22 protein-coding genes are annotated in these 19,519 nt (G+C 71.2%); 12 read left to right on the plus strand and 10 right to left on the minus strand.

Annotated features, from left to right (window positions below; genetic code table 11):
- Positions 1 to 90: 90 nt before the first annotated feature.
- Positions 91 to 1,410: an acyltransferase family protein gene (locus FHR33_RS06220; RefSeq protein ID WP_183644747.1), complete on the plus strand. Its 1,320-nt coding sequence runs from the start codon at positions 91 to 93 to the stop codon at positions 1,408 to 1,410.
- 40 nt (positions 1,411 to 1,450) lie between these two features.
- On the opposite strand, the gene FHR33_RS06225 is transcribed toward FHR33_RS06220, so the two are convergent.
- Positions 1,451 to 2,305 (minus strand): TIGR03619 family F420-dependent LLM class oxidoreductase, encoded by an 855-nt coding sequence (locus tag FHR33_RS06225; protein WP_183644751.1) that lies wholly within the window; start codon positions 2,303 to 2,305, stop codon positions 1,451 to 1,453.
- A 199-nt stretch (positions 2,306 to 2,504) separates the two neighbouring features.
- On the opposite strand from FHR33_RS06225, the gene FHR33_RS06230 reads away from it, so the two are divergent.
- Both FHR33_RS06230 and FHR33_RS06235 read left to right on the plus strand, forming a co-directional pair.
- Positions 2,505 to 3,881 (plus strand): YibE/F family protein, encoded by a 1,377-nt coding sequence (locus FHR33_RS06230; protein ID WP_246451693.1) that lies wholly within the window; start codon positions 2,505 to 2,507, stop codon positions 3,879 to 3,881.
- 155 nt (positions 3,882 to 4,036) lie between these two features.
- Positions 4,037 to 4,876: an alpha/beta fold hydrolase gene (locus FHR33_RS06235; RefSeq protein ID WP_183644754.1), complete on the plus strand. Its 840-nt coding sequence runs from the start codon at positions 4,037 to 4,039 to the stop codon at positions 4,874 to 4,876.
- Between the two features lie 25 nt (positions 4,877 to 4,901).
- On the opposite strand, the gene FHR33_RS06240 is transcribed toward FHR33_RS06235, so the two are convergent.
- Together FHR33_RS06240 and FHR33_RS06245 are read right to left on the minus strand one after the other, a co-directional pair.
- Positions 4,902 to 5,111 (minus strand): heavy-metal-associated domain-containing protein, encoded by a 210-nt coding sequence (locus FHR33_RS06240; RefSeq protein WP_183644756.1) that lies wholly within the window; start codon positions 5,109 to 5,111, stop codon positions 4,902 to 4,904.
- Positions 5,108 to 5,542, minus strand: a complete 435-nt coding sequence (locus FHR33_RS06245) for a nuclear transport factor 2 family protein (protein ID WP_183644759.1) — start codon at positions 5,540 to 5,542, stop codon at positions 5,108 to 5,110. Before FHR33_RS06245 ends, FHR33_RS06240 begins: the two co-directional genes overlap by 4 nt.
- An 83-nt stretch (positions 5,543 to 5,625) precedes the next feature.
- Here FHR33_RS06245 and FHR33_RS06250 point away from each other — a divergent pair, with 83 nt between their 5' ends.
- Positions 5,626 to 6,219: a TetR/AcrR family transcriptional regulator gene (locus FHR33_RS06250; protein WP_246451695.1), complete on the plus strand. Its 594-nt coding sequence runs from the start codon at positions 5,626 to 5,628 to the stop codon at positions 6,217 to 6,219.
- An 81-nt stretch (positions 6,220 to 6,300) separates the two neighbouring features.
- A complete protein-coding gene (locus tag FHR33_RS06255) occupies positions 6,301 to 6,642 on the plus strand; it encodes an ArsR/SmtB family transcription factor (RefSeq protein WP_183644765.1) in 342 nt (113 codons plus the stop codon).
- A gap of 102 nt (positions 6,643 to 6,744) precedes the next feature.
- Here the strand turns inward: FHR33_RS06255 and FHR33_RS06260 are convergent, their stop codons facing one another.
- Positions 6,745 to 7,377, minus strand: a complete 633-nt coding sequence (locus tag FHR33_RS06260; RefSeq protein ID WP_183644768.1) for a TetR/AcrR family transcriptional regulator — start codon at positions 7,375 to 7,377, stop codon at positions 6,745 to 6,747.
- Between the two features lie 73 nt (positions 7,378 to 7,450).
- Between FHR33_RS06260 and FHR33_RS06265 the strand changes: the two genes are divergently transcribed.
- On the plus strand, positions 7,451 to 7,858 hold the full coding sequence (locus FHR33_RS06265; RefSeq protein ID WP_183644771.1) for a RidA family protein: 408 nt from the start codon (positions 7,451 to 7,453) through the stop codon (positions 7,856 to 7,858).
- Here FHR33_RS06265 and FHR33_RS06270 read toward each other — a convergent pair whose 3' ends face one another.
- The gene (locus tag FHR33_RS06270) at positions 7,859 to 8,581 is read right to left on the minus strand and encodes an NIPSNAP family protein (protein WP_312895386.1); all 723 of its coding nucleotides are present in this window, start codon (positions 8,579 to 8,581) and stop codon (positions 7,859 to 7,861) included.
- A 122-nt stretch (positions 8,582 to 8,703) separates the two neighbouring features.
- Between FHR33_RS06270 and FHR33_RS06275 the strand changes: the two genes are divergently transcribed.
- Positions 8,704 to 9,651 (plus strand): helix-turn-helix domain-containing protein, encoded by a 948-nt coding sequence (locus FHR33_RS06275; RefSeq protein WP_183659908.1) that lies wholly within the window; start codon positions 8,704 to 8,706, stop codon positions 9,649 to 9,651.
- An 82-nt stretch (positions 9,652 to 9,733) separates the two neighbouring features.
- On the opposite strand, the gene FHR33_RS06280 is transcribed toward FHR33_RS06275, so the two are convergent.
- Together FHR33_RS06280 and FHR33_RS06285 are read right to left on the minus strand one after the other, a co-directional pair.
- Positions 9,734 to 10,378 carry a LysE family translocator gene (locus tag FHR33_RS06280; protein WP_183644773.1) on the minus strand — a complete coding sequence of 215 codons (645 nt, stop codon included), beginning with the start codon at positions 10,376 to 10,378 and terminating at the stop codon, positions 9,734 to 9,736.
- Positions 10,379 to 10,418: 40 nt separating this feature from the next.
- Positions 10,419 to 10,619, minus strand: coding sequence for a hypothetical protein (locus FHR33_RS06285; protein WP_183644775.1), 201 nt, complete (start codon positions 10,617 to 10,619; stop codon positions 10,419 to 10,421).
- Positions 10,620 to 10,680: 61 nt separating this feature from the next.
- Here FHR33_RS06285 and FHR33_RS06290 point away from each other — a divergent pair, with 61 nt between their 5' ends.
- From FHR33_RS06290 to FHR33_RS06305, 4 genes are all read left to right on the plus strand, one after another.
- On the plus strand, positions 10,681 to 11,739 hold the full coding sequence (locus tag FHR33_RS06290) for a LacI family DNA-binding transcriptional regulator (RefSeq protein ID WP_183644778.1): 1,059 nt from the start codon (positions 10,681 to 10,683) through the stop codon (positions 11,737 to 11,739).
- A 178-nt stretch (positions 11,740 to 11,917) separates the two neighbouring features.
- A complete protein-coding gene (locus FHR33_RS06295; protein ID WP_183644781.1) occupies positions 11,918 to 12,646 on the plus strand; it encodes a DUF3558 domain-containing protein in 729 nt (242 codons plus the stop codon).
- A 165-nt stretch (positions 12,647 to 12,811) separates the two neighbouring features.
- Complete coding sequence (locus FHR33_RS06300) at positions 12,812 to 13,402, plus strand: TetR/AcrR family transcriptional regulator (RefSeq protein ID WP_312895388.1); 591 nt, start codon at positions 12,812 to 12,814, stop codon at positions 13,400 to 13,402.
- Positions 13,403 to 13,596: 194 nt separating this feature from the next.
- Entirely contained in the window at positions 13,597 to 14,877 is a 1,281-nt protein-coding gene (locus tag FHR33_RS06305; protein ID WP_183644784.1) for an MFS transporter, read from the plus strand.
- 115 nt (positions 14,878 to 14,992) lie between these two features.
- Here the strand turns inward: FHR33_RS06305 and FHR33_RS06310 are convergent, their stop codons facing one another.
- Positions 14,993 to 15,958: a helix-turn-helix transcriptional regulator gene (locus FHR33_RS06310; protein WP_183644787.1), complete on the minus strand. Its 966-nt coding sequence runs from the start codon at positions 15,956 to 15,958 to the stop codon at positions 14,993 to 14,995.
- 78 nt (positions 15,959 to 16,036) lie between these two features.
- On the opposite strand from FHR33_RS06310, the gene FHR33_RS06315 reads away from it, so the two are divergent.
- Complete coding sequence (locus FHR33_RS06315) at positions 16,037 to 17,410, plus strand: FAD-binding oxidoreductase (RefSeq protein ID WP_312895389.1); 1,374 nt, start codon at positions 16,037 to 16,039, stop codon at positions 17,408 to 17,410.
- Here the strand turns inward: FHR33_RS06315 and FHR33_RS06320 are convergent.
- On the minus strand, positions 17,386 to 18,765 hold the full coding sequence (locus tag FHR33_RS06320) for an MFS transporter (protein ID WP_221240960.1): 1,380 nt from the start codon (positions 18,763 to 18,765) through the stop codon (positions 17,386 to 17,388). The genes FHR33_RS06315 and FHR33_RS06320 overlap by 25 nt on opposite strands.
- A complete protein-coding gene (locus tag FHR33_RS06325; RefSeq protein ID WP_183644792.1) occupies positions 18,762 to 19,301 on the minus strand; it encodes an ArsR/SmtB family transcription factor in 540 nt (179 codons plus the stop codon). Before FHR33_RS06325 ends, FHR33_RS06320 begins: the two co-directional genes overlap by 4 nt.
- Positions 19,302 to 19,519: the final 218 nt, after the last annotated feature.

A 19,519-nucleotide genomic window follows, 5' to 3' on the forward strand; every position in this document is an offset into this window, starting at 1 on the left:
ACGAAAGCGTTTACATAATAGGGTCCGCCGAGAGCTGCTCAATTCACAGCAAACCCAGAGATTGCGGACATTGATCGTTAGCATGTCCGGATGCTAAGCACCCGAGCGCCCGAGCAGACCCGGCAGCGCCTGGCATGGCTCGACGCCCTGCGCGGCATCGCCGCTCTCCTGGTGGTCTTCGAGCACGCGCTCAAACCGCTGCTGCCTGAGGCCAGGGAGCCTGTCAAGGCGCTCTTCGAGCCCGGCTGGTACGGCGTGATCGTGTTCTTCCTGGTCAGCGGCTACATCGTGCCCGCGTCGCTGGAGCGGCGAGGCAGCGTGCGGGCCTTCTGGATCTCTCGCCTGTTCCGGCTGTATCCACTGCTCGGTGTGTGCGTGGCCGGCATGGCGCTGCTGGTGGCCGTTGGCTGGGACGGCCTGCACATCTGGTGGAGCGACCGACCGGCCTCCATGGTGCTGGGTCATCTGACGATGCTGCAGAACCTGCTGTACGTGCCGAACCTGGTCAACGTGCTGTGGACGCTGTCGTACGAGATGGCCTTCTACCTGTTGTTGACCGCGATGTTCACGCTCGGGGTGCACCGCAGGAGCGTCACCGGCGCGCTGGGCTTCGCCGTGGTGGCCGTGCTGGGCGCGGCCGCGTTACCCGTCAAGCTGTTGTCGGCCGGCGGTGCCGGCCGGATGCTGACGGTCGTGCTGGTGGTGACCGCGCTGGTGGGGGGCGGCCTGACCGCCGTGCTGAAGGGCTCGGCCCCGGTACGGCGCGCGGGTGCGACCGTCCTCGGGGTGACCGTGCTCGGCCTTCTGGCGGTCAATCAGAGCTATCCGGACCCATGGCAGGGGCTGCTGATCCTGGCCACCATGTTCGCGGGCACGGCGCTGTATCGGGCCGAGCAGGGCGAGATCACCTGGACGGCGGCCGGATGGGTGGCTCTGGTGCCGCTGGCATGGACAGGGCTGGCGTGGGGAGAGCTCGGCCTGCAGACGGCCATGGCCGCCGCCTGGCTCACCTTCGCCGTGGGGATGAGGCTGCGGCACAGGCAGGTGCCGCGGCCTCTGGCGTGGCTGGGGCTGGTCAGCTACTCGATCTACCTGCTCCATCCCCTGCTGCTGGAAAGCATCGAGCGGTTCTGGCCCGAACCGCTGGTCGTGCCGCTGAACCTGCGGCTGGTCGCGCTGGCGTGCGTGGTGGGCGTGCTGCTGGCACTCAGCGCTCTGACCTGGCGCTTGGTGGAAGCCCCGGCCCAACGGCTAGGCAGGCGCCTAGCCTCCGCCTCTCCGCGACCCGGGAGCCCGCTGCCGGGCAGCGAGGACGAAAACCCGCGCCGGTCTCGACCGGAACTCTCAGGTCCTGACCTACTTCGGGGCGAAGACGACGGCCACGCCCCGCGCCGAGCAGCTTCTTCATGACGACGGTACCCCCACTTGAGTGCCGCCGGGCGGGAGAGGTTCAGCTGAGGGAGAACCGCTCGGCGAACGCGGACATCTCCTCCCGCTGCCGGTTGGCTTCCGCGGAGGTGGCGCTCACGACGATGCGCGTCACACCCTGGGCGGCGAGCGCCTCGACCTGTTCGACGGTCATGTCGATCGAGCCCGGTCGCGTGTACTCCAGCGCCTGCGCGCTGCGACCCGCTTCGGCGGCGGCCGCCCTGGCCAGGTCCATCTGGAGGGCGCGCTCGTCCGGGTGGAGCGCGCCGCCGGGGTAGTAGCCGTCGCCGCGTCGCCCTGCGCGGCGGGCGGCCGCCCTGCTCGATCCGCCGACGTGGATCGGCAGGCTCGTGCCCCCGTGGGGCTTGGGGTACTGGCACAGATTCTCGAAGGCGAAGAACTCCCCTTCGAAGCTGACGCCCTCCTCACCACCGGCCCAGAGCAGCCGCATCACGTCGATCGCCTCGTCGGCGCGACGGCCGCGGGTGGCGAAGTCCACGCCCATCGCGCGAGCCTCCCCCGGCAGGGCGCCGAGCCCCACGGTCAGCAGCCGCATCCGCCCCTTGGACAGCACGTCGATGGTCGCCAGTCGCTTGGCCAGCACCACCGGGTGGTGGTACGGCAGCAGCAGCACGCCCGTACCGAGCAGGATCCGCCGCGTGGCCGCGGCCACGAAGCTCAGGCAGTCGAGCGGATCGACGTACGGCAGCGAAGGCGGCAGCTCGTACGGCCCGACCGTCGCACCGGGATACAGCGCGATGTGCTCGGGCAGGTACAGCGACTCGAAGCCGCAGTCCTCGGCGTGGCGGGCATAGGCCACGATCCTGTCAGGGTCTACACCGTAGTAAGGCGTGCTGTAGCTGATCCCGAACTTCATCGCATTCCTCCGGTCGGCGGCGCGCGACCGTCTCCGCCGCAGCGGACCCCGGCATCGGAACCGGACGGCGCGCGCGCTCACGGTAGAGCCCTGTCACCGGTGTCAAGGCAAGTGGCGTGAGCGGCCCGGCCGTGTCCTGGCCGTCGAGACGGGGTGGTCCGGGCGCGGCGGTAATGTACTGTCCTCCATCGTTGAGGGCTTGAGGAGATCTTTCGTCATGGGCGCGAACCACGCGCACGGTCCCGCCATCCCCGCCTCACGCCGCACCGTGTGGTTGACCCTGGCCGTGATCATCCCCCTGGCCCTGGGCACCGTCATCGGGCTGATCGCGCTCTGGCCTTCGGACAAGCCCGGAGCCGGAGCCGCCCCCGGGCTGGAACGACTCACCGGCACGATCACCTCGATCACCCTCAAGCCGTGCCCCGAGCTTCCCCCCGAAGAGGGCGTCGCCGCGGGCGCCGAGCAGCCGCCTCCGGATCCGGCCTCCTGCGGCGACGCCGAGATCAGGCTGACCAGCGGCGCCAACGCGGGACAGCGCATCACCACCGACCTTCCCAGCGGCCCCGGAGCGCAGCGGTTCGCCGAGGGCGACGACGTCGTGCTCGTTCACACCCCTGACAGCACGCTCGACGCGTCGCCGTACCTGCTCTCGGACCACGACCGGTCGACGTCACTGTGGATCATGGGCGCGGCCTTCGCGCTCGCGGTGGTCGCGTTCGGCCGATGGCGCGGCGTGACGGCGCTCGTGGGCCTCGGCGTGACCTTCACCCTGTTGCTGCTGTTCGTGATCCCCGCCATCCTCGCGGGCGAGCCGCCACTGGCGATCGCCATCGTCGGCTCCGCGGCGATCATGCTCGCGGTGCTCTATCTCACCCACGGGTTCACGCTGACCACCTCGATGGCGGTCCTGGGCACCCTCAGCAGCCTGACCCTCACCGGGCTGCTGTCCTACGGCGCGATCGGACTCGCCCAGCTCAACGGCATCACCGACGAGAGCTCGCTCTACCTGGACATGAGCTACCGCATCGACGCCCAGGGACTCCTGCTCGCGAGCATCCTCATCGGCTCTCTCGGCGTGCTCGACGACGTCACCGTCACCCAGGCCGTCACCGTCACCGAGCTCGCCCACGCAAACCCGTCCTACGGCTTCCTGCAGCTGTACAGGGCCGCCGCGAGGGTCGGCCGCGCGCACATCGCGTCGGTGATCAACACGATCATCCTCGCCTACTCCGGCGCCTCCCTGCCGCTGTTGCTGCTCATCAGCGTCGCGAAGCAGCCGCTCGGTGAAGTGCTGACCAACCCGCTCATCGCCCAGGAGATCGTCCGCAGCGTCGTCGGGACGCTCGGCCTCATCGCCGCCGTCCCGCTCACCACCGCCCTGACCGCGCTCGTCAACTCCCGGCGGCCCGGCCTCGACCACCACGGCGACGCCTCGCCGGCGTCGCGGCACCGGCGACGCGCGAACGACCTGCCGGAGACGTCCGCGCCGTCTCCAGGCGTGCTCGAGCCCGCTCATGACAGGCCCCGGCCTGTACGGCACGACCACGGCTTCTGGGACGATCCCCGCGATCAATGAGCAGCCCGGCACCACCTGGCGGGCAGCTCGCTCGCGGGTACGGCGTCACCGACCTGGGCGGCTCACAGCCCGGCTGCCGGCGATACGTGGTCGGCCGGGGAGCGGTCACGAGAGCCGGTTGCCGTGGTCCGGGCGCCGCTGACAGGATCCTCGCCATGCCTGTCTTCTCCGCACACGACGGAACCCGTCTCGCCTACCACGTGTTCGGAGCGGGCGCCCCGCTGATCTGCCTGCCCGGCGGCCCGATGCAGGACAGCGACTACCTCGGCGAACTGGGCGGCCTGTCGGCGCAACGGCAGTTGATCATGGTGGACCCTCGGGGCACCGGCGGGTCGGCGATCCCCGAGGACGCGGCCTCCTACCGCTGCGACCGGCTCGTCGACGATGTCGACGCCCTGCGCGAGCACCTCGGCCTTGACCGGGTGGAGCTGCTCGCCCACTCCGCCGGCGCGAACCTCGCGGCGCTGTACGTCGCCCGGCACCCGGAACGCGTCGGCAGGCTCGCTCTGATCACTCCGAGCACCATGGCCGTCGGCATCGCGGCCACCGGCCGATCCCGGCTTGAGACGGCCGGGCTCCGCGAGAACGAGCCCTGGTTCGCCGCGGCCTTCACCGCTCTGGAGTCCATCGTGGCAGGCAACGCCACCGACGACGGCTGGAAGGCCATCGACCCCTTCTTCTACGGCCGATGGGACGCGCAGGCCCGAGCCCACCAGGCGGCTCAGGAGGGCCACAGGAACAGGGAGGCAGCAGCCGCTTTCGGCGCCGAGGGCGTGTTCGACCCGGACGCCACGCGCGCGGCGCTCGCCGCCTTCCACGCGCCGGTGCTGCTGCTTGCCGGAGAGGTCGACCTGAACACGCCGCCGAGCGTCGCGGCCGAGTTCGCCGAGCTGTTCCCGAACGCCGAGTTCGTCGTCCAGCCACAAGCGGGCCATTTCCCGTGGCTCGACGACGCCCGCAGGTTCGCGGCGACGACGGCGGCCTTCCTCGGGTGAAGCACGCTCGCGCCGGACGGGCCCCTCATGCCCGCACGAGCTCGTAGCCGGCCTCCTCGACGGCGGCGCGGACGTCCTCGGCGTCGAGGTCCCGATCGCTGGTGACGGTGACCACGCCGCTCTCGACGTCCACCGCCACGGCGGTGACGCCGGCGACGCGCTCGATCTCCTCGGTGACGAAGCCCGCGCAGTGTCCGCAGACCATGCCGCTGACGGTGTAGGTGCTCTGGCTCACGCCTCCTCCTTACCGGGTGCCGGCTGCCCGCCCTGGCCGCCCTGGCCGGTGGGCAGCGCGCGGGTGAGCTGGTGGGCCCTGCTCATCCGTCCGTCAGCAGCCAGCTCCCCGAAGAAGTGCACCTCGGTGGCCACCGCCTTCTTCCGCATCTGCCCGTGGAGGGTGAACCTGGCGGCGATGCGATTGCCGCTGGCCAGGGCCTCGTGCACCTCGAGGCGGTAGTGGGTGAGGTTCTTGCGCACCGGGCGGATGTGCGCGATGAGCTTGTCGCGGTCGATCCGGACGCCGTCGGCGATCTGGATCATGTCGGGCGTGTAGTAGCGGTCCACGATCGGCCCCGGATCCTCCTCGCCTCGAACGATCTCGTCGGTGAAGGAGGTCATGAAGTCGGCGATGAACTGCTCCGGGCTGACGCCGTCGAATGGGCTCATGGTGCTCCTGTCGCACTCTCCCGTACTATCTCTTACAGGCTGTAAGATATGTGTCGGCACACAACTTTGACAAGGTGTATGAGTTGACTTCTCCTCCGGCCCCCCAGCGTCGCCGTGCCGACGCGCGGCGCAGCAGGGCGGCGATCCTGGACGCGGCGGTCCAGCTGCTGAACGAGCGACCCGACGTCAGCGTCGAAGTCATCGCCTCGGCCGCGGGAGTGACCCGCCAGACCGTCTACGCGCACTTCCCCTCACGCGAGGAGCTGCTGGAGGCCGCCGTCGACCGGGTCACCGAGGAGACCGTCGGGGCGATGGACGCCGCAGGGCTCGACGAAGAATCCGCGGCGGAGGCGCTGTGCCGGCTGATCGAGGTCAGCCGCCGGATGAGCGAGCGGTACCCCGTGCTGCTCCAGCAGATCAGCGCGATGCCCGTGAGCCCGCAGGCGGACCAGGAGCGACACGCGCCGGTCGCCGATCGCCTGAGGCGGATCATCCTGCGCGGCCAGGAAAGCGGAGAGTTCGACCACAGGCTCTCGACCGACTGGCTGGTGGCGGCCACCATCGCCCTCGGACACGCCGCGGGCGACGAGGCCGGCTCCGGGCGCATGTCCGGCGAGCAGGCGGACGCGGCGCTCCGCCTCAGCCTGCTCCGGCTCTACGGCGCGGCGGTCGAGTGAATGGCCGCACCGTGTACGCGGTGCGACACATAGATATATGTCAATATAGAACGCCGACGAACATCTACTCTGGAGGGGTCGATGGAGCTGCTGGAGATCCTGGAGTGCAGCCCGCCGCTCACCCGCGAGCCACTGGACACCCAGCAGGCGGCCGGGGTCGCACAGGTGTTCAAGGCGCTGGGTGATCCGGTACGGCTGCGCATCCTGTCGATCGTGGCCAGCCACGCGGGCGGCGAGGTCTGCGTGTGCGACATCACCGGCGCCTTCGAGCTGTCGCAGCCGACCATCAGCCACCACCTCAAGGTGCTGAAGGAGGTCGGCCTGCTCACCTCCGAGCGCCGCGCCCCATGGGTCTACTACCGCCTCGTCCCCGAGACCCTGGCGGAGCTGTCCGCCCTGCTGAACACCCCGTCCACCGTCTGACCGCGCACCCTCGAAGAAGTTCCGTCTTCTCGGGCCCATCTTCCCTGGCATCCCGCTGCCGTCGGGCTGCCTGCCGCGTGAGCCCGGCGAGCGGGCCAGGGGTCACGGGAGCTCGTCCGTGGCCGGGAGCACCGCCTTCCACGCCTGCTCGATCGAGCGGCGGCATCGGCCTGGATCGTCTCCCGCGCTCACGAACAGCGCGGTCAGCAACGGGACGCCGTGCGCGAGCGCCTGGCGCGGCAGAGGGCCTGTGGCGACGAGCGAGGCGAGCCCGTGGCCGATCGCCCAGCTCTGCGTCGCCAGTTCCACCGGGTCGACGTCGTCACGGAAGCGACCGGTCTCCCTGGCCCGTTCGGCGGCGCGGACGAGGCAGTACAACGTTTCGTCCGCGGCCGCCGCGTCCTCGAGTTCGAAGCCCGCGTCGAACATGACGCGGTAGAGGTCGGGGCTCTCCAGGGCGTTGGACAGGTAGGCGGCGCCGAGGGCGGCGAGGTCTCGCACCGGATCAGCGGACATCGCGACCGCCGCGAGCTTGGCCGCCAGGCGGCTGAAGCCCTCCTGCCGCAGCGCCTTCCACAGACCGTCCATGCCGCCGAAGTAGGTGTAGACGGCCATCGTCGAGACGCCGGTGCCGGCCACGAGCGAGCGGAGCGTGACCGGCTCACGGGTGCGAAGCATCTGCGCGGCCCGATCGATCAGCAGGGAGCGGACGACAGGATCCTTCGTTCTGGCCATGGCGCCACAATACATAGCATTGCTATGTTTTGGTGGAGGCCGCATCCGCGGACTCGGACGAGAAGGAGAAGTCATGGCCGTGACCCTGGTCAATCCCAAGGGACTGCCCCAACCCGAGGTCTACCGGCAGCTGTCGATCGCCACCGGGTCGAGGCTGGTGTTCCTCGCCGGTCAGGTCGCCCGCGACGCCGACGGCCGCAAGGTCGGCGAAGGAGACCTCGCCGCCCAGGTCGAGCAGGCCTATCTCAACATCGGCACCGCGCTGGCCGAGGTCGGTGGATCCTTCGACGACGTGGCGAAGCTGACCGTCTACGTCGTCGACTGGAGCCCCGAGAAACTGCCCCTGCTGGGCGAGGGCGTGGCCAGGGCGGCCGCGAAGCTGGGGGTCGACCCCGTCAAGCCGATCACCCTGTTGGGCGTCGCCGCGCTGGGCGAGCCCGACCTGCTGGTCGAGGTCGAAGCCACCGCGGTCCTCGACTGATCAGCGCAGCTGCGACCTGGCCGTCGGGGCCAGCCTCAGGTGCAGGGGTGGAGCGCTCAACCGTGCCGTCAGCTCGGGCAGCACCTTCTCGTGCCACTCCTGCGAGCGCTCCAGCCGTTCGACATGCTCACGACGCCGATCGGAGTCGGCGAACGAGGCGAACCAGATGAAGAGGTTCTCCCCCTCTCTGACGGGCAGGCGGGGGAAGGTGTTCTCGGCGTGCTCGGTGCGCAGGCGGGCCAATGGCGGCGCCCCCGTCTCAGCCATCAACGGGGCCACGCGGTCGTCGAAGAACCGGCTGAAGTCATCATCGGCCTGCTCGTCCACTGCGTAGATCGTCGCCATGACCCGGGAGTCCGGCACGGTCGTGGCGTCCGCGGGAGGCCGAGGCGTCTCCGGTTCGGGGAATCCTGAGTCCGGGCCCGCGGGACGCAGCAGGAGGGCGTTCGAGGAGTCCACCATCGTGGCGTTGGCGGCGGGCCCGTGCCTCCTCCACGCCTCTCCCTCGACGTAGAACGCGGTCAGTGCCTCGCGCCGGGCCCGCATGGTGGGGAAGCCGCGCAGCCACACGAACCGGTCGGGGTCGTCCTCGTCGCGGAACTGCCCGACGACGCGCATCCCCAAGGCCTCCTGGCTCTCCACGAACTCCCTGTCGAACAGGTCGATGAGAAGGTCACGCTGCCCTGGACGCAGGGTGTACTGCCTGAGTTCGATGATGTTCACCCCTGAACGATGCCAACGCGCGGAAGGAGCCGCGAGTGGCAGGAGTGCCACTGTTCGCAAAATTCCTGCCGTACGCTGGGGACGTGAGCGCCGGTTCCGTCGCCCTGGCTCTGGTCGACGACATGCCCCTGTTCGAGGTCGCGATCGCCTGCGAGGTGTTCGGCCCAGAACGGACCGACCTGGCCGACCCGTGGTACGACTTCCGGCTCTGCGCGGAGAAACCGGCGGGCACCAGGAGTGAGTTCGGCTTCCTCCAGCACACGCGCCATGGCCTCGACGCGCTGGCCAAGGCGCGGACGGTGATCGTGCCCGCGCTGCCGTACGCGTGCGTGCAGTCGGGCCTGCCCGTTCCCCCGGCGCTGGTCGAAGCCCTCAGGGCGGCGGCGTCAGCCGGCGCACGTGTCATCTCCCTGTGCACCGGCGCCTTCGCCCTGGCCGCCGCGGGGCTGCTCGACGGCAGGCGGGCTGCCACGCACTGGCTGTACGCGGGCACGCTGTCCATGCTGCATCCGCAGGTGCGGGTGGACGCGTCGGTGCTGTACGTCGACGACGGCGACGTGATGACCAGCGCGGGCAGAGGCGCGGCGCTGGACCTGTGCCTGCACGTGGTGCGGAAAGACCTCGGCGCCGAGGTCTCCAACCAGGTCGCCCGCCGTATGGTGATGCCCGCGCACCGCACCGGCGGCCAGGCGCAGTACGTCGACCTGTCCATACCTGACACCGACGACGACAGTCTCGGGCCGTTGCTGCAATGGGCGGGCACCCGTCTCGACCAGCCGCTGACCGTCGACGCGCTGGCTCGCAGGGCAGGGATGAGCCCGCGGACGTTCGCGCGCCGTTTCCAATCCGCGGTCGGCACCACGCCGCTGCAGTGGCTGCTCAGCCAGCGCCTCATCCGCGCGCGACGCCTGCTCGAGTCGACAGATCTGCCGATCGACCAGGTCGCGGAGCACAGCGGGCTGGGCTCGGCGGCCAACCTGCGCCGGCACTTCAGCCTCCACCTCGGCGTGACGCCCACCGGCTACCGGCACACCTTCCGCCGGGACACGCGGGGGGCGACGCCGGCCTGACCACACGACCAAGGCGTGATCAGGCCGGCGGTCACGGCCCCGACCGTGGGCCTGGACACGCAGGTCGGTCCGGGCCGCCGGTCTATCTGCTGTCGGTGGCCAGGCGGACGGCGAGCGCGGCGAAGATGGTGCCCGACACGCGGTGCATCCATCGCTGGACGGATGGCCGGCCGCGGACGAAGTCGGCCAGCCGTCCTGCCAGGAGGCCCGCACTCGCGTCGACGCACAGGCCGACGACGATGAACAGCGCTCCGAACAGGAAGAACTGCGCTGTCACGCTCCCCCGGGCCGGGTCGATGAACTGCGGGAAGAAGGCCAGGTAGAAGGCGATCACCTTGGGGTTGGCGAGGTTGGTCAGCAGCGCCCTGCCGAAGACGCGGCGAGCCGAGCTCCTGCGCTCGGCCGCCGCGTGAGCCGGATCGAGGCCGTCCGCCCGCGCCGCGGCCCTGAAGGAGCTGACGGCCAGGTAGACGAGATAGCAGGCGCCGACCACCCGCAGCACGTGGAAGGCCGTGGGGAAGGCCTGGAAGAGGGTGCCGAGCCCGAGGGCGGCGGCGACGGTGTGCACGGCGAGCCCCGCGGACATGCCGACGGCCGCGAGGACCCCTGCCCGCGGCCCTGAGGCCAGACCGGTGGCGGTGATGAAGAGCAGGTCCGGCCCCGGGACCAAAGAGATGATCAACGCTGCGAGACAGAAGGCGGCGACGACGCCCGGGTCGATGAGCATGCCGGAATGCTACGCCGGACAGGTGCTCACGTGTCCGGCGCTAGCAGTGCTGTCCGGCCGGGCGGCGGTTTCCCGCAGGGTCGAGGCGATCGGCTGCCTGCCGGAGCGCGCGAGCCAGCCGCACCCTGGACTGCGTCGTCTTCGGACGGTCCGGCCGTCTCGGCGCGCCGGGCAGCGCCGAGTGGAGGCCGTCCTCGTAGCCCATCGCCGTCTGGTGGGCGAGTACCTGCATGGCGTCCATGGTTCCTCCTTAATCAATTAAGACCTTAATGGATTAAGAAGACGAACGCTAGGGTTGGGGTATGGCCGAGCGAGTGACCCTGCAGACGATCGCGGACCGGGTCGGGGTGTCCCGCGCGACCGTCTCCTATGCCTTCTCCCGTCCCGACCAGCTCAGCGAGGAGCTACGCGCACGGATCCTGCGGGTGGCCGGCGAGCTCGGCTACGCGGGCCCCAACCCGACCGCGCGCTCGTTGCGCCTGGGCAGGGCGGGGGCGCTCGGGCTGATCTTCACCGAGACGCTGCCGTACGCCTTCGCCGATCCCTACTCGATCGGCTTCCTTCAGGGCCTGGCCGTGGCCGCGGAGGAGGCCGCGGTCGGTCTGCTGATCCTCCAGCAGCCGCCAGGGGTGCAGCGCCCCGAGATCGTGCGCAACGCCGTGGTGGACGCCTTCTGCGTCTTCTCCCTGCCCGACGGGCACGCCACGCTGGACGCGGTGCTGGCGCGCAGGCTGCCCACCGTGTTCGTCGACGAGCCGTACGTCCCGGGGCTGCCCTTCATCGGCATCGACGAGCTGGCCGCAGCGGGCGAGGTCGTACGGCATGTGGTGGATCTAGGGCATCGCAGGCTCGGGCTCGCGCTGGTGGGCCTGCACCAGGACGGCCGGCACGGCTGGGCCGACCTGCGCCGCCAGCGGAGCGCGGAGTACGAGGCGATGCGGACCAGGGTCGAGGGCTACCGGGTGGCGGGCGAGCAGGCGGGGGTGGACTGGGCGAGCGTGCCGGTCTACGAGGTGGCGGGCAACGCCAGGGAGTCCGGTCGTGAGGCGGGACGGGCCCTGCTGGCACGCGACCCCCGGCCGACCGCCATCCTGTGCAACACCGACGTGATGGCGCTCGGCGTGCTCGACGCGGCGGCGGAGGCGGGGTTGAAGGTCCCCGAGGACCTGTCGGTGGTCGGCTTCTCCGACAGCGGCGCCGAGGAGGCCGATCTCACGACGATCAGGCAGCCCAAGCAGCTCATCGGCCAGACGGCGGGCCGCATGCTGCTGTCCGGCCTGCCGCCCGAGCCCGAACGGCTGATCCTGCCGCACGAGCTGATCGTACGCGGGAGCACCGCCCGCGCCCCCCTTCCCTCCTGAACCGTCGCCCGCCGAGGTGCTCGGGCGGGGACGACGAGGTCATCTGGCGGTTTTGAGGCGGTTGTTGGCAGGGATCCCGGTCGCCATCGCGCAGGGTGACCTGCCAAGCTGTCTAGTCGCCGTGGCGCGGTGAACGCCGCACGGTACGGCGGTGGCGGATCAGCTCATGGGGGCGGGTATGGCGAAGAGGTTGCGCGTAGCGCTGGGCGCGATGGTCGTGGCGGGGATGGCCGCAGGATGCGGCGCCCTCCCCCTGGCTCAGCCCGCGCCCGCCGGCTCCCCGCCGCAGGCCTCGCCGTCGCCCGCGAAGGCCGCGCCGAGCCGGAAGGCCGTGCCGTCCGAGAAGGCCGTCGAGGCCGCCGCCTTCGAGGTGCCCGCCGATCCCTGCCGGGTGCTGACCGCACGGACCCGGTCGAGGCTCGGGATGGCGAAGTCGGTCAAGGACAAGTACGACGTGGCGTGCAAGTGGGCCAACGATCCCGGCGACGCGCCGCCGTTCAGGTTCAGGGATCTGAAGGTCACCTACGACGCCGGCTTCAAGGGCATGACCTCCACCGAGCAGGACGCCAGGAGAAGCTTCGCGAGCAAGAGGCGCAACGACTACCGCCAGCCGAGCGTGTTCGGCGGCGCGCCCTCGGTGAAGGGGACGATCGGGCAGGTGGGGTCGGCGAAGGCGGGCGAGCACTTCGACGAGGGCTACTACGTGTACTACGTCTACCAGGTTGGCGGGGCCAAGCGGGGCGAGGGCAGGGCCGTCCTGCGTAAGGGCAACGTGGTCGTCACGATCAACGCCAGCGGCGCCGACGTGCCGGGGCGCAGGGTCCGCGACGGCAGGCCGCTCGGCAACTATGCCGTCCAGGCGATGATCGACGCGGTGGCGGGCCAGGTCATCGCGGCCGTACGGTGACGCAGGCAGGGCGCGGCGAACTCCGGCGTCGGTGATGAGGCGCCGCGCGGCCGGCTGCTCCGCCTTCGCCGCGCGCAGCGCGGGGGGCTGGGCCGCCCCCACCGCGGTAGCAACACATCACGCCGCACTATGCTTAGTCAGGTGACTGACTTGACAGGATCCCGGGTGAGGACCGCGACCGCCAAGCGGCAGCGGCTGATGGAAGCCGCCGCCAGGGTCGTCCACCAGCAGGGCGCCGAGCGCACCACCATCGCCGACATCGCCCGTGCGGCCGACGTCCCCGTGGGCAATGTGTACTACTACTACAAGACCAAGGACGAGCTCGTGGCGGCCGCCCTGGGCGAGCACGCCCGGCAGCTGGGGATGCTCACGGGCGGCCTGGACCTCCTCGCCGACCCGAGGGAGCGGCTCAAGGGTCTGGTGAAGGCGTGGGTCAGCCAGCGTGACATCGCGGCCCGCTACGGCTGCCCGACGGGAACGCTCGCCGTCGAGCTGGACAAGCGCGCCGAGGGCGGTCTCGACGCCGAGGCCGGCAGGGTCATCCGGCTGCTGCTGGACTGGACCGAGCGCCAGTTCCGCGAGCTCGGGCTGCCCGACCCCGACGGGCTCGCCCTGACGCTGGTGGGCGCGTACCAGGGCATGTCGCTCCTGGCCAACGCCCTGCGCGACCCCTCCGTCATGACGCGGCAGGGCGACCGGCTGATCGGCTGGCTGGACTCCCTGCCCGAGGGCGATCGGACACCGGCCGCCGGCTGACCCGGTCGAACCGGCCCAGGCGCGCCATAGGCCCCAGTGCGAGGTCCGATTGCCGCCGTCATCGTGGCGCCGGCGGCGGAAGGATGGGCCGACGTGTTCACCCATCCCCACGGTCATCACCAAGAGCGTCAAGAGCGCCGAAGGCACGCGGCATCGCCCGCGGGCTCCGGCGCGATCCGGCGGGAGTCCGCCTCATGACGACCAGCATCGGCACTCCGCCGTCCGGCGGTCCTCCCCCAGACCCGAACCCGCCGTCGGTGCGCCGCGACTTCGGCCTGCTCTGGGCCGGCCAGTCGCTCTCCCTCTTCGGTGACCAGTTCATGACCCTCGCGCTGCCCCTCGTGGCCGTGACCCTGCTCGGCTCCTCCCCCGCGCAGGCGGCGCTGCTGCCGTTCGCGCTGTTCGTGCCGTTCCTGCCGCTGGGCCTGCCGGCCGGCGCCATCGTCGACAGACTGCCCCGCAGGACCGTCATGCTGGTGTGCGACGGCGTGCAGGCGGTCGCGTTCGCCGCGATCTGCGTGCTGGCGGCCACCGGCGCGCTGACCTTCTCTCTGCTGTTCGGGCTGATCCTGATCAGCGGGTGCGCGGTGGTGTTCTTCCAGGTCGCCTACACCTCCTACCTGCCCAGCCTGTACGGCGACGCCCACGAGCTGCACCGCGGCAACACCCGTCTCGCGCTGTCGGAGTCGACCTCCAAGGCGCTGGGCCCCATGGCGGCCGGGCCGCTCATCGGCGCGCTCGGCCTGGTCGGCGCGCTCGCGGCCAACGCGCTCAGCTTCGCCGCCTCCTTCGTCTCGCTGGCCCTGATCCGGCACAGGGAGCCGAGGAGGGCCGCCGCCGTCAGGCAGCCAGGCTGGCTGCGCCGCGACATCGCCGTCGGCCTGCGTTTCGCCCTCCGTCACCCGATCCTCGAGCCCATCCTGGCGTGCGGCACCGTCTACGTGCTGTTCCTGTCCATGGTGGAGACGAGCCTGGTGCTCTACTGCCGCGACGTCCTGGGCCTGTCGCCCGGCTGGATCGGCGTCGTGATAGGCGCGGCGGCGGCCGGCTACCCGGTCGGCAACCTGCTGTCGGCCCGCCTGATCCGCCGCCTCGGCGCGCCCAGGACGCTGACGGCCGCCGCCACGGTCTCCGTGCTCGGCATCGTGAGCATGCCCGCGCTCGGCGCGCTCGGTGGCGTCGCGGGCGCGATCGGCCTGGTGGCGGGCAGCGTCGTCCACTGCGTCGGCGAGGGCGCCTTCAGCCCGACCTCGATCACCCTGCGCCAGACGGAGGCCCCCGCGGAGCTGCTGGGCAGGGTCGGTTCGGTGCAAAGGTTCCTGCTCTGGGGCGCGATCGCGTTGGGCAGCCTCGCGGCGGCCGGCATGACGGCTCTGGCGGGCCTGTCCGCCTCGGTGTGGGTGGGCGCCCTCGGCACCGTCCTGTGCCTGCCCGCCCTGCTCAGACGGGGCATCCGAGCAGCGGTGCTCGCCTGAGGGCCCCGGCTGCTCGACCGGCTCGGTCGTCGCTCAGGCCGCCGGCACGATCTCGGCCGGATTCTTCGCCGTGTGGCCGAGGCCTACGACGCCGCGCTGGGAGGCCGCGTGCGGATCAGGCTACGCCGTACATCTCGGCGATCTCGGCGGAGGCGCGCAGGAGCTCCGCGCGGGCCTCGGGAGGGCCGGTCACCTCGACGGAGGCGCCGAACTGCAGCAGGTGACGAATGGCTTCGAGGACGGGATAGGTGAGGTGGACGCTCATCCACTCGGGCTCGTCCTCCAGTGGTTCGGGCGGCCCCGCGAAGTAGGCGCCGGCGATCCGCGTCACCATGTCGAGCCGCTCCCTGCGCACGCGCACGGCGATCCTGACGCCCTCGCTCCGGTCCTCCACCTGGCGGCGCAGCTCCTTCCACACCTGCTCCAGCTCCACGCCCTGGCGGCGGCGCGCCTCGGCCGGCATGACGCTGACGCCTGACAGCCGGTCGGTGCGGAACAGGCGCGGCCTGCCCCTGTGGTCGGCCACCAGGTACCAGGTGCCGGCCTTGGCGACCAGCCCGTACGGGTCGACGGTGTAGGTGCGCAGCGTGGCCTGGTCGCTGTGGCGGTAGCGGATGCGCAGCCGCCTGTCGGTGAAGACGGCGGCGCGAAGGGTCTCCAGGTCGGCCTCGGGGCGAGGTCCCGCCAGCCAGCGGTCGGGATCGACCAGGATGCGGCGGCTGGTCAGCTCCGCCGCGGGCCGGTGCGGGGCGGGCAGATCGGCCATCACCTTGCGCAGCGCCGTTCCGTGCGCGTGGTCCAGCCCGAGCGCCGAGTGCGCGCCCTGCGACGCCAGGACGAACAGCGCGCGCGCCTCGTCGGTGGTGAGTCCGGTGACGTCGGTGCGGAAGCCGGCCAGCAGCCCGATGCCGCCGTGCTTGCCGCGTTCGGCGTAGACGGGGACGCCCGCCGCCGACAGCGCCTCGACGTCGCGGTAGATGGTGCGCGGCGACACCTCCAGGCGCTCGGCCAGCTCCCTGGCCTGGATCAGGTCACGGTGCTGGAGCAGCAGCATGATCGAGAGCAGCCGGTCGAATTTCACCGCCTCAGAATATGACGGCGGATGTCAGGTTATGCCGACAAGCTCGCTCCGTTCGAGTCGAATGAACAGGAGAGAGACGTGGAGCGCAACGCCGTGAAGGATCTGGCGGCCCGAGTCGAAGGGCCGGTCCTGCTGCCCGGCCAGGAGGGGTTCGACGAGGAACGGACCGGCTTCAACCTGGCCGTACGGCACCGGCCCGACGTGATCGTCGGAGCCGCGCGGGCTGAGGACGTGGCGGCGGCGGTGCGGTTCGCGGCGGCCCGCGCGCTGCCTGTGGCCGTGCAGAACACCGGGCACGGCTACTCGGCGACCGCCGAGGGCGGGTTGCTGATCTCCACGCGGCGCATGAAGGAGGTCAGCGTGGATCCGCGGGCCCGCACGGCTCGGGTCCAGGCCGGGGCCCGCTTCGAGCAGGTGATCGAGCGGGCCGCGCCGCATGGCCTGGCCCCGCTGAACGGCTCGGCGCCTCATGTGGGCGTCGTCTCCTTCACCCTGGGCGGCGGGCTGCCCCTGCTGGGGCGCAGCCACGGGTGGGCCGCCGACCGGGTGCGCGCCATGGACGTGGTCAGCGCCGACGGAGTCCTGCGCCACGTCACCCCGGACGGCGAGCCCGATCTGTACTGGGCGTTGCTCGGCGGGCGGGACAACTTCGGCATCGTGACCGGCATGGAGTTCGGCCTGGTCGCTGTGTCCGGGCTGTACGGCGGCGGCCTCTTCTTCGACGCCGAGCAAAGCCCAGGACTCCTGGAGGCCTACCGGCGGTGGACCGCCGCCGTCCCGGTCGAGATGAACTCCTCGGTGGCGCTGATCCCGTTCCCCGACGACCCGCAGGTGCCCGCGCCGATGCGCGGCCGCCACGTCTACCACGTCCGGATCGCCTTCACCGGCGACCCGGAGGAGGGCGAGCGGCTGGTCGGGCCGCTGCGCGCGATCGGTCAACCGCTGATGGAGGCGCTGCGCGAGATGCCCTACCACGAGAGCGCCTCCATCCACGACGACCCGCCCTTCCCCATCCCGTGGGCCGCCGACAACGCCCTGCTGACCACGCTGGACGGCAAGGCGGTCGAGGTCGTCCTGCGCCACGTCGGTCCGGCGGCACCTCTGCCGGCCATCATGGAACTACGCCACCTGGGCGGCGCGCTGGCCGAACCTCCCGTCCACGCCAACGCCGTCGGGCACAGGAACGCGCAGTTCATGCTCGCGGTGCTCAACCCGCTGACGGGCGCCGGCGCCCAGGAGGCCCACGCGTTCCTCGACCGCCTGTTCCAGGATCTCGCCCCCTGGACGGCAGGACGGTTCCTGAACTTCATGGGCCACGGCGACCACGCCGCCCCTGAGCGGGTCCGCACCGCCTACCGCGCCCCGGACCACGAACGGCTGACCGCGCTCAAGGCCGTCCACGACCCGCACAACACCTTCCGCGCCAACTACAACATCCCGCCCGCGCGCTGAGTGGGGGCTTGAGCAGCGGCTGGAGGTGTTGTGACCTGCAAGCGACGACCGTCAGCGGATGTGGCTTGCACAGCGATCTGTTCGGCGGGGTCCTGGTCGGCCGGGTCGGCTTGCGGGCGCGCGCTGCGCAGCGCGGTCTCGACGCGGCGGTTGCTGGTCATGGTCGCGGTGACGGCGGTCATGGTGAGGAGGAGGCCGGCGGCGGCGTAGAGCGGGGTGCGCAGGTCGTAGGTGGTGGCCAGCCACCCGCCGAGGAAGGCGCCGAGCGGGGCGGCGCACATGGCGAGCATGCGGGAGGTGGAGGCGACGCGGCCCATCAGGTGGGCCGGGACGATGGCCTGCCGGAGGGAGGGGCCGAGCACCATCGTGGCGCCCATGCCCGCCCCGCAGACGGCGAGCGCGAGCCCGGCCACGTACGGGTTCGGGGCGGAGGCGAGCCCCAGGATGGCGAGGCCCTCGATTGTGGCGGTGCAGGTCAGCGCGGTGCCGGTGCCCAGACGCCGGCCGAGGAAGGAGGCGATGCCCGCGCCGAGCAGGCCGCCGGTGGCCTCGGCGGTGAGGAGCAGGCCGAAGCCGAAGGCGCCGATGCCGAGGCGTTCGTGTGCGAAGAGGGCGAGTACGGTCTCCACGGCGAGGAAGGCGACGTTCCCGACCGCCGGACGGAGCGCGAGTCCGAGCAGCAGCCGGTCCTGGAAGACGTAGGAGGCCCCGGCCCGCGCCTGCCGGAGCAGCGACTCGCGTGCGCTCGCGGCCGGACGCGGCACGGCGGGCAGCGACCGGACGAGCAGTGCGGACAGCGCGAACGACACCGCGTCGGCGAGCAGCGGAACCGAACGTCCGAGCGCGAGCAGCGCACTGCCCGCGGGTGGTCCGGCGAAGCCGGACGCCGCGGTCTGGGCGCCGCGCAGGCGAGCGTTGGCGCGTTCCAGCTGGGCGGGGTCGCGGCCGAGCAGATCCGGCAGGTACGCCGTGGCGGCCGTGTCGAAGAACAGCCCGCCGAGGGCGAGCAGGAACGCGACGGCCGCCAGCAGCGGGACGCTCAGCACGTCGAGCGCCGCCGCCGCAGCGGGTATGGCGAGCAGCGCCGCACGCGCCGTGTCCGTGACCCACATCGTGCGGCGGCGGTCCCAGCGGTCCACCAGCGCACCGCCGAGCACTCCGAACAGCAGCCAGGGCAGCGTCCCTGCGGCCGTGACGACGGCCAGCGCCATCGGATCCCGCGTCAACGTCAATGCCAGCAGCGGCAGCGCGGCATGCGTCACTCCGTCACCGAGCGAGGACACCGTCTGCGCGGTCCACAGTCGCCCGAACCCGGTGGGCAGCTTCGCCACCTCTTTTGTCAGATTCGGGGTCACTGGGCGTCCCCCTCGACCTGCCGGCGCGGAGCCGGCCGGAACAGCGCGAAGACCAGCGACACGTCTGGAAGCAATGGATCAGACAGCGTCCGGTACTCATCCGCCAGTGCCTGCAGCCGCGCCCCCAGCTCCGTGAACTGCTCCTCGGTGAGTCGCAGATGTGCCATCCGTACGTGCCGCTCACCATCCACCGGCGACGCCTCCAGGTCCGCCACCGCATTCCGCAGCAGCACGTCCGGCTGCCCCGGCCCTGGATCCGGCAGCTCGATCGACCGCGCGGCCATCGCGTAGTACCGCTCGGTGACCCCTCTCACCTTCCGCGTCCGCACCACCTTCACCAGGCCGGCCCGCTCCAGTAGCCGCACGTGATAGCTGGAACTCCCCTTCGCGAGGCCCACCCGCTGGGCGATCTGCGTGATCGTCGCCGGCTCGAAGCGGAGCACGGCCATGATCCGGTGACGCGTGAGATTGGAGACGGCGCGTAACTGCTCGTCAGTGGTGACGTGAAAGGTCTCGGGGAGATCATCGGTAGGCATGCGGACAATGGTCAACGATCCTTGACCATTGCGCAAGAGGGCAGATCATCACCGGTCGCTGTCCTCGCCCGCATCGGAACGGCCAGTGGCGTCAGTGCGAGCCCGACGGCTCCTTTACGCCACTGGCCGTTCGGTTGCCACTCAAGCCCCGAGTGCTGACCGGTCTTCGGAGCCCCACTTCCCCCGCACGTCCTCCATGTCGCCAGGGTGCTGGAGCA

The sequence above is a fragment of the Nonomuraea dietziae genome, from assembly GCF_014195505.1.
GTDB lineage: Bacteria > Actinomycetota > Actinomycetes > Streptosporangiales > Streptosporangiaceae > Nonomuraea > Nonomuraea roseola.